Source organism: Microbacterium sp. NPDC058389 (genome assembly GCF_042722305.1).
Classification (GTDB): domain Bacteria; phylum Actinomycetota; class Actinomycetes; order Actinomycetales; family Microbacteriaceae; genus Microbacterium.
The window spans coordinates 125,973-132,776 of record NZ_JBHXJQ010000012.1; the positions used below are offsets into that span (position 1 = coordinate 125,973).

Annotated in this window: 7 protein-coding genes; 3 read left to right on the forward strand and 4 right to left on the reverse strand. The window is 71.7% G+C overall.

Annotated elements, in window-relative coordinates; all coding sequences use genetic code 11:
* The first annotated feature begins 6 nt into the window (after nt 1-6).
* Nucleotides 7-807, forward strand: a complete 801-nt coding sequence (gene cofE / locus ACFWJ8_RS15585; protein ID WP_378813197.1) for a coenzyme F420-0:L-glutamate ligase — start codon at nt 7-9, stop codon at nt 805-807.
* A 9-nt stretch (nt 808-816) separates the two neighbouring features.
* The gene (locus ACFWJ8_RS15590; protein ID WP_378813200.1) at nt 817-1,503 is read left to right on the forward strand and encodes a pentapeptide repeat-containing protein; all 687 of its coding nucleotides are present in this window, start codon (nt 817-819) and stop codon (nt 1,501-1,503) included.
* 12 nt (nt 1,504-1,515) lie between these two features.
* On the opposite strand, the gene ACFWJ8_RS15595 is transcribed toward ACFWJ8_RS15590, so the two are convergent.
* From ACFWJ8_RS15595 to ACFWJ8_RS15605, 3 genes are read right to left on the reverse strand one after another with little or no spacing between them, the layout of a single operon-like run.
* Nucleotides 1,516-3,282 (reverse strand): cytochrome b/b6 domain-containing protein, encoded by a 1,767-nt coding sequence (locus ACFWJ8_RS15595; RefSeq protein WP_378813203.1) that lies wholly within the window; start codon nt 3,280-3,282, stop codon nt 1,516-1,518.
* A gap of 8 nt (nt 3,283-3,290) precedes the next feature.
* Complete coding sequence (locus ACFWJ8_RS15600; RefSeq protein ID WP_378813205.1) at nt 3,291-4,256, reverse strand: electron transfer flavoprotein subunit alpha/FixB family protein; 966 nt, start codon at nt 4,254-4,256, stop codon at nt 3,291-3,293.
* Nucleotides 4,257-4,268: 12 nt separating this feature from the next.
* Nucleotides 4,269-5,045: an electron transfer flavoprotein subunit beta/FixA family protein gene (locus ACFWJ8_RS15605; protein ID WP_378813207.1), complete on the reverse strand. Its 777-nt coding sequence runs from the start codon at nt 5,043-5,045 to the stop codon at nt 4,269-4,271.
* Between the two features lie 132 nt (nt 5,046-5,177).
* Here ACFWJ8_RS15605 and ACFWJ8_RS15610 point away from each other — a divergent pair, with 132 nt between their 5' ends.
* Entirely contained in the window at nt 5,178-5,714 is a 537-nt protein-coding gene (locus tag ACFWJ8_RS15610; protein ID WP_378813210.1) for a MarR family winged helix-turn-helix transcriptional regulator, read from the forward strand.
* A 132-nt stretch (nt 5,715-5,846) separates the two neighbouring features.
* On the opposite strand, the gene ACFWJ8_RS15615 is transcribed toward ACFWJ8_RS15610, so the two are convergent.
* Nucleotides 5,847-6,623 carry an enoyl-CoA hydratase gene (locus ACFWJ8_RS15615; protein WP_378813212.1) on the reverse strand — a complete coding sequence of 259 codons (777 nt, stop codon included), beginning with the start codon at nt 6,621-6,623 and terminating at the stop codon, nt 5,847-5,849.
* Between the last annotated feature and the right edge of the window lie 181 nt (nt 6,624-6,804).

Genomic DNA, 6,804 nt, shown 5'->3' on the forward strand with positions numbered 1-6,804 from the left:
GGTCGCATGCCCCCTCGCACCGCGCTCACCGTCTGGCCGCTCGACGGCATCCCCGAGATCCAGGCCGGCACCGACCTCGTCTCCGTCATCGCCGACGCCGCAGCCGGAGAGCTGCAGGACGGCGACATCCTCGTGGTCACGTCGAAGATCGTGTCGAAGGCCGAGGGGCGCTTCGTCGTCGCCGACGACCGCGAGGACGCCATCACCGCCGAGACGGTGCGGGTGGTGGCATCCCGGGTGACCCCGTCGGGCTTCACGACGCGCATCGTCGAGAACCGGCTCGGCATGGTGTCTGCCGCCGCCGGGGTCGACGCATCGAACACCCCCGAGGGGACCGTGCTGCTCCTCCCGGTCGACCCGGATGCCTCGGCCCGGGCGATCGCCGGTGGCCTGCGCGAACGCCTCGGCGTCGAGGTGGGCGTCATCGTGTCGGACACCCTGGGCCGCGCCTGGCGCGAGGGCCAGACGGACCACGCGATCGGCGCGGGCGGTGTCGAGGTGTTCGAGGATCTGCGCGGCGGGACGGACGCCGAGGGACGCCCGCTGGTCGTGACGATGCCGTGCGTGGGCGACGAGCTCGCCGCCGCGGCCGACCTCGTCAAGGGGAAGGCGGCGCGGCGCCCGGTCGCCGTCGTGCGGGGCCGGGCGGATCTCGTCGGCGCCCTCGATCTTCCCGGCGCCCGCTCCATCGTGCGTCCGCTCGAGCGCGACATGTTCCGCCTCGGCGCCGACGAGGCCTACGCCGAAGGGTTCGCCGCGGGGGCGGCATCCCCCTCCGACGAGGGCGGTGTCGGCGACGCGGGCTAGGGTGCAGAGGTGGCGATTCGCACCAGGAGCACACGCGGCAAAGGCGGCACGCAGGCGCCGTCGTTCGACTTCGACGAGGCGGTCGTGCTGGCCGGCGTGACGCCGGGCGACGCCGACGCGTTCGACGTCTTCGAGGGTGTCGCCTACACCGGCGTCGCGCGAGCGGACTGGACCCTCGCGGTCGGCGACACCGTCGAAGCCTGCCGGTTCGACGGGCTCGAGCTCGACTCGTGGACCCTGCGCGGCGCCCACCTGCTCGAGAGCGTCGTGGCCGGGGCCAACGTGCCCGCGGTCTCGGGCGCCCGCGGCGGCTGGCGCGACGTCGAGGTGCGCGACAGCCGCTTCGGCTCGGTCGAGGTGTACGACGCCTCCTGGCGCGGCATCCGGTTCACGCGCTGCAAGCTCGGCTACGTCAACCTGCGCGCGGCAGAGTTGCTCGACGTGGCGTTCGTCGACTGCACGATCGACGAGATCGACCTGATGGATGCCTCGGCCCGCCGCGTCGCCTTCGACGGCAGTCGCGTCGCCACCCTGAACACGGCAGGCTCTCGGCTCACCGACGTCGACCTGCGCGGCGCCGATCTCGGTCAGGTCGTCGGGCTGGAGGGGCTGCGCGGCGCGACGATCTCGGCCGAGCAGCTGCAGCTCATGGCGCCGGCGCTGGCCGCCCTCGCCGGCATCACCGTCGAGGGCTGACCCGCCAGGGCGTCAGCGGCCCGACACCTTGCCGAACAGGCGCGCGATCGGGGCGAGCACGAGCGGCCGTGCGGCGATCCACGCGGCGGCGATCACCACGAGCGAAGCGACGAAGAGCCAGAAGCCGGTCCAGTTGTCGGCGTAGGCGTTCGGGTCGGTCGAGCCCTGCGCGGCGTACATGTGGTTGAGGTTGCGCAGCGCGCCGGTCGCGAACACCAGGAACACGTGCACCGCGATGAACACGACGAAGTAGAGCATCACGGGGAAGTGCACCGCACGAGCCCACTCCACGGGGTACGCCTTGTTGAGCCCCGCGGCGTTCTTCGGCCAGATCCCCGACATGCGCACACCGGTGAGGGCAGCCAGCGGCGCGGCGACGAAGACGGTCGTGAAGTACGCCAGCTGCTGCAGCGCGTTGTAGTTCACCCAGCCGTTCTCGGTCGGCCAGTCCAGCGACACGTACTGCAATGCCGCCGACAGCGCGTTGGGGAACACCTCCCACGACGTCGGCACGATCCGCAGCCACTGGCCGGTCACGAACAGCAGGACGACGAAGATCACACCGTTGACCAGCCACAGGATGTCGAGCGACTGGTGGAACCACAGGGTGAGGCTGATCTTGCGACGCCCGTTGGTGCGCGGCGACCAGAACACCGTGGGCCGCTTCTCGGTGCGCACCGTGAGTCCGGTGCGGATGATGAGCACCATCAGGAAGACGTTGAAGAAGTGCTGCCACCCGAGCCAGGCAGGGAACCCGACCGGTGCCCCTGCGGGCAGGTGGTACTCGCCGGGGAACGCCGCGAGGAAGTCCACGCCCCACGCGGTCGACAGCAGCCACCGCACGGCGAACACCGCCATCGCGGCCGCGTAGAGCAGTCCGGCGCCGCCGACGATCACCGCGCCGGCCCATTGTCCGCGCGTGAAGGGGCCGATCCGCTTCGGCTCGGGCTTCTGCTCGGGACGGGTGCGCGCACCGGTGCCCGCCCACACTGTGCGCGGGAACGGCAGCGGCCGATCCAGCGGAACCCCCGACGGGGTCGCCGGCACGGCAGGGGCGAGGGGTGCCTCCACGACCGCCGCGGCTGGGGCTTCCGCCCCCACGGCGGTCCGGGTCTCCGCGATCACGGCCGGTGCGGCATCCGCCGCTTGCCCGGTCGCGGTCGCGGTCGACGGCGCGAAGCCTTCGGGCGGCCACGGCTCGCCGCCGGGTGTGCGCGGCAGGCCGCGGCGCAGCGCCTTCGTGCCCGTGGGCGCAGCAGCAGCGACGGCCGGGGCGAGAGGCGCCTCCGCCGATCGGAGCGTCTCGTCTCGCTCCTTCGTCGCTCGCTCGACGATCGGGACCTCGGGTGCCGCCACCGCCACTGGAACGGCGGGGACGAGCGATGCCGGCGGCCACGGCTCGCCGCCCGGCACGCGCGGCAGGCCACGGCGCACCGCGCGCCCCCCGGCGGCCACGGTGGCCTCTGCGCTCGTCGCAGGGGACCCGGCAGAGGCCGCGTCGACAGGCTCGGCGACCGCGATCGGCGCGCCGGTCCCTGAGCTTGTCGAAGGGGCGGCGACGGACGCTTCGACAGGCTCAGCGACCACGGACGGCCCAGCGACCACGGGCGGCCCAGCGACCACGGGCGGCTCAGCGACCACGGACGGCCCAGCGACCGCGGCCGAAGCTCCGGCCACCGCCGCCTCGGACCCGCCCGGCGCGACACCGGCCGGCGGCCACGGCTCGCCACCGGGCACGCGCGGCAGGCCGCGCCGCACCGAGGAACCGAATGTCGCCACGGAGCGCCCTACGCCTTCTTCGCCTCGAGCGCGGCGATCAGCTGCGGCACCACCTGGAACAGGTCTCCGACGACGCCGAAGTCGGCGATCTCGAAGATCGGGGCATCGGCGTCCTTGTTGATCGCGACGATCGTCTTCGCGGTCTGCATGCCCGCCTTGTGCTGGATCGCACCCGAGATGCCGATCGCGATATACAGCTGCGGCGACACCGACACACCGGTCTGACCGACCTGGTACGTCTGCGGCACGTAGCCGGCGTCGACAGCGGCACGCGACGCGCCGACCGCTGCGCCGAGCACGTCGGCGAGCTGCTCGACGAGCGCGAACTTGTCTCCCGACCCGAGTCCGCGACCGCCCGAGATGACCTTGGCGGCTCCGCGCAGCTCCGGACGCGATGACGACACGACGGCCTCGTCGACCGACACCACGGTGGCCGCCCGGCGACCCGACGGGCGCACGTCGAGCTTCTCGACCTCGGCGTCGGCGACCGCCTCGGCGCGGGCGTCCACCGAGCCCTGCCGGATGGTGATCACCGGCGCCCCCCACGTCACGGCGGAGTCGACGTTGTACGCCCCGCCGTAGACGGAGTGGTGCGCGACCACGCCCTCGGCGTCGCGCGAGACGCCGACCGCGTCCGCGGCGACGCCCGAGCGGTTGCGGGCGGCGAAGCGCGCGGCGACGTCGCGGCCCTCGACCGAGTTCGACACCAGCACGGCGTCGGGGCGCACCAGATCGGCAGCGGACGTCAGCGCGTCCACGCGACCGGAGCCCAGGCCCTCGCCCGGAGCGGCGACCAGCACCGACGCGGCACCGAGGGCCGCGGCATCCTTCGCCAGCGCCTCGTCCCCCACGATCAGCGCGACCGGCGTGCCGACCGACGCGGCGGCGCCCAGCACCTCGGCCGCGGACTTCGCCAGAGCGCCGGACGGGGTCGTGTCCAGCAGCACCAGGATCGAGTCGTCAGCGAAACTCATGTCAACCATCCCTCAGGCCAGCCGGTTCTGGATGAGGAAGTCCGCGAGCTTCTCGCCCGCGTCGCCCTCGTCGACGATCTTCACGCCCGCCGTTCGCGGCGGCTTCTCGCTCAGCCCGATCACGATCGACCGCGACGCGTCCGCGTCGTGCGCGTCGATGTCGAGGTCTGCCAGCGACAGCGTCTCGAACGGCTTCTTCTTGGCCGCCATGATGCCCTTGAAGTTCGGGAACCGGGCATCCGGCAGCGCCTCTGTGATCGATACCAGGGCGGGAAGGGATGCCGTCACCTGCAGCGTCGCACCGTCGGACGCCCGCGTGCCCGCCACCTCGGTCTCACCGATCTCGACGGCGCTCAGATACGTCGCCGACGGCACATCGAGGATCTCGGCGACCATCGCGGGGATCACGCCGCCAGAGCCGTCGGTGGACTGGTTGCCGGCGATCACCAGGTCGAACCCGGTGCGCTGCAGGGCAGCGGCCAGCACTTCGGCGGTCAGCCCGAGATCGGCGCCCAGCAGCGCCTCATCGACGACCTGCACAGCGGCTGCCGCGCCCATCGCGAGGCCCTTGCGCACGGTCGCCGACGCCGACTCGGGCGTCATCGACAGCACCACGACCTCGGTGCCCGGAGTCTTGTCCGCGTACGACAGCGCCACCTCGAGAGCCCGCTCGCCGATCTCGTCGAGCACCGTCTCGCTCGCGGCACGATCGGCAAGCCCGGTCTCCAGCGACAGCTTGCGATCCCCGTACGTATCCGGGACTTCCTTGACCAGGACGACGATCTTCATGACGTTCTCCTCACGCTACGCAAGAGTCTAGGGGCAGACATTCCCAGCGTCGAACTCAGTGCCACACAATCTGACACTGAGTCTCACCCCCTCCGCGGCATGTCGCGGGTACGGTGGACGGAGGAGGTCGCGATGGCAGCACCGAAGCGTCTGGCGGTCGACCCGATCGCCGAGGCCAAGCGCCAGTGGGTCGCCCATGGCTGGGAGCCCGCAGCCGCGGGCATGACCGCGGTCACGTCGATCATCCGCGCACAGCAGCTGCTGTTCGCCCGCATCGACGCGACGCTCAAGCCGTTCGGACTGTCGTTCGCCCGGTACGAGATGCTGCGGCTGCTCGGGTTCACGCGGGAGGGACGGATGCCGATGGCCAGCGCCATCGCGCGCCTGCAGGTGCACCCCACAAGCGTCACGAATACCGTCGACCGCCTGACCCGTGACGGCCTGCTCTCGCGCGAGCAGCACCCGGACGACGGTCGCGCGGCGATGCTCGTGCTGACCGACACCGGCCGCGAACTGGTGGAGCGGGCGACGGCGGCCCTCAACACCGAGGTCTTCGAGAGCCCCGGACTGAGCGACGCCGACACGACCGAGCTCGTGCGCATCATCGCGCGCTTCCGCAAGGACTCCGGCGACTTCACCGAGCCGCGACCGCAGCCCGAGCCCCTCTGATCCCGAGAGGAGAACCGCCGACGGTCGTTGAGCGAGCGAGGAACGAGCGAGACGAAACGCCCCGACCGTACGAGCGACCGCCGGCGAGGAACGTCTCTGCTGCGGCCATCGGCCCCTGAGCCCGTCGAAGGGTCACCGCCCCCGGAAGTCGGGCGTGCGCTTCTCGCGGAACGCCGCCATGCCCTCCTTCTGGTCCTCGGTGTCGAACAGACCCGCGAACACGTGCTTCTCCAGGCGGAGGCCCTCGGCCAGCGACGACTCCAGCGCCCCGTCCAGCACGGCCTTCGCCGCGTAGAGCGCCGGCAGCCCCTTCGCCGCGATCGCCTCGGCCGCCTTCTGCGCCTCGGTCAGCAGGTCGGCGGCGGGCACCACACGCGACGCGAGACCCGAGCGCTCGGCTTCGGCGGCATCCATCATCCGTCCGGTGAGGATCAGGTCGGCGGCCTTGTAGTACCCGACCGCGCGCACGAGCCGCTGCGAGCCGCCCATGCCGGGGATCACGCCGAGCGTGATCTCGGGCTGGCCGAACTTCGCGGTGTCGGCGGCCAGGATGATGTCGCACATCATGGCGAGCTCGCACCCGCCGCCGAGGGCGTAGCCGGCGACCGCCGCGATGACCGGGGTGCGCACGGCGGCGAACTGCGTCCAGCCGCCGAAGTGGTCGCCCAGCAGCATGTCGAGTCCCGACTTGGACTCCATCTCCTTGATGTCGGCGCCCGCCGCGAAGGCCCGCTCCGACCCGGTGACGACGATCGCGCCGATCCCGCCGTCGGCGTCGAAGGCGGTGGCCGCGGCCACCACCTCCCGGCACACCTGGGAGTTGAGCGCGTTGAGCGCCTCGGGACGGTTGAGCGTGATCCATCCGACGCGGCCGCGCGTCTCGACGATGATGGTCTCGTATTCGGTCATCGGTCCTCCTCGACCCTGCTGCCTTCGATCATGCCTGTTCTGCACATGGGGAATGGTCCCCATGTGGGTGTGGTGGTGGGTTGTCGTAGCCTGTGCGAGGGCCTGATCGGGTCCGTGGGTTTTGACAAAGGGACGGATCATGGCTGATTTCAAGGCTTCTTACGGCGAGATGGAGTCGATG

Bases quoted from the DNA above. Each gene is read 5' to 3' on its own strand.
- cofE (WP_378813197.1), top strand. From the start codon at position 7: ATGCCCCCTCGCACCGCGCTCACCGTCTGGCCGCTCGACGGCATCCCC.
- ACFWJ8_RS15600 (WP_378813205.1), bottom strand. From the start codon at position 4,256: ATGAGTTTCGCTGACGACTCGATCCTGGTGCTGCTGGACACGACCCCG.
- ACFWJ8_RS15605 (WP_378813207.1), bottom strand. From the start codon at position 5,045: ATGAAGATCGTCGTCCTGGTCAAGGAAGTCCCGGATACGTACGGGGAT.
- ACFWJ8_RS15610 (WP_378813210.1), top strand. From the start codon at position 5,178: ATGGCAGCACCGAAGCGTCTGGCGGTCGACCCGATCGCCGAGGCCAAG.
- ACFWJ8_RS15615 (WP_378813212.1), bottom strand. From the start codon at position 6,623: ATGACCGAATACGAGACCATCATCGTCGAGACGCGCGGCCGCGTCGGA.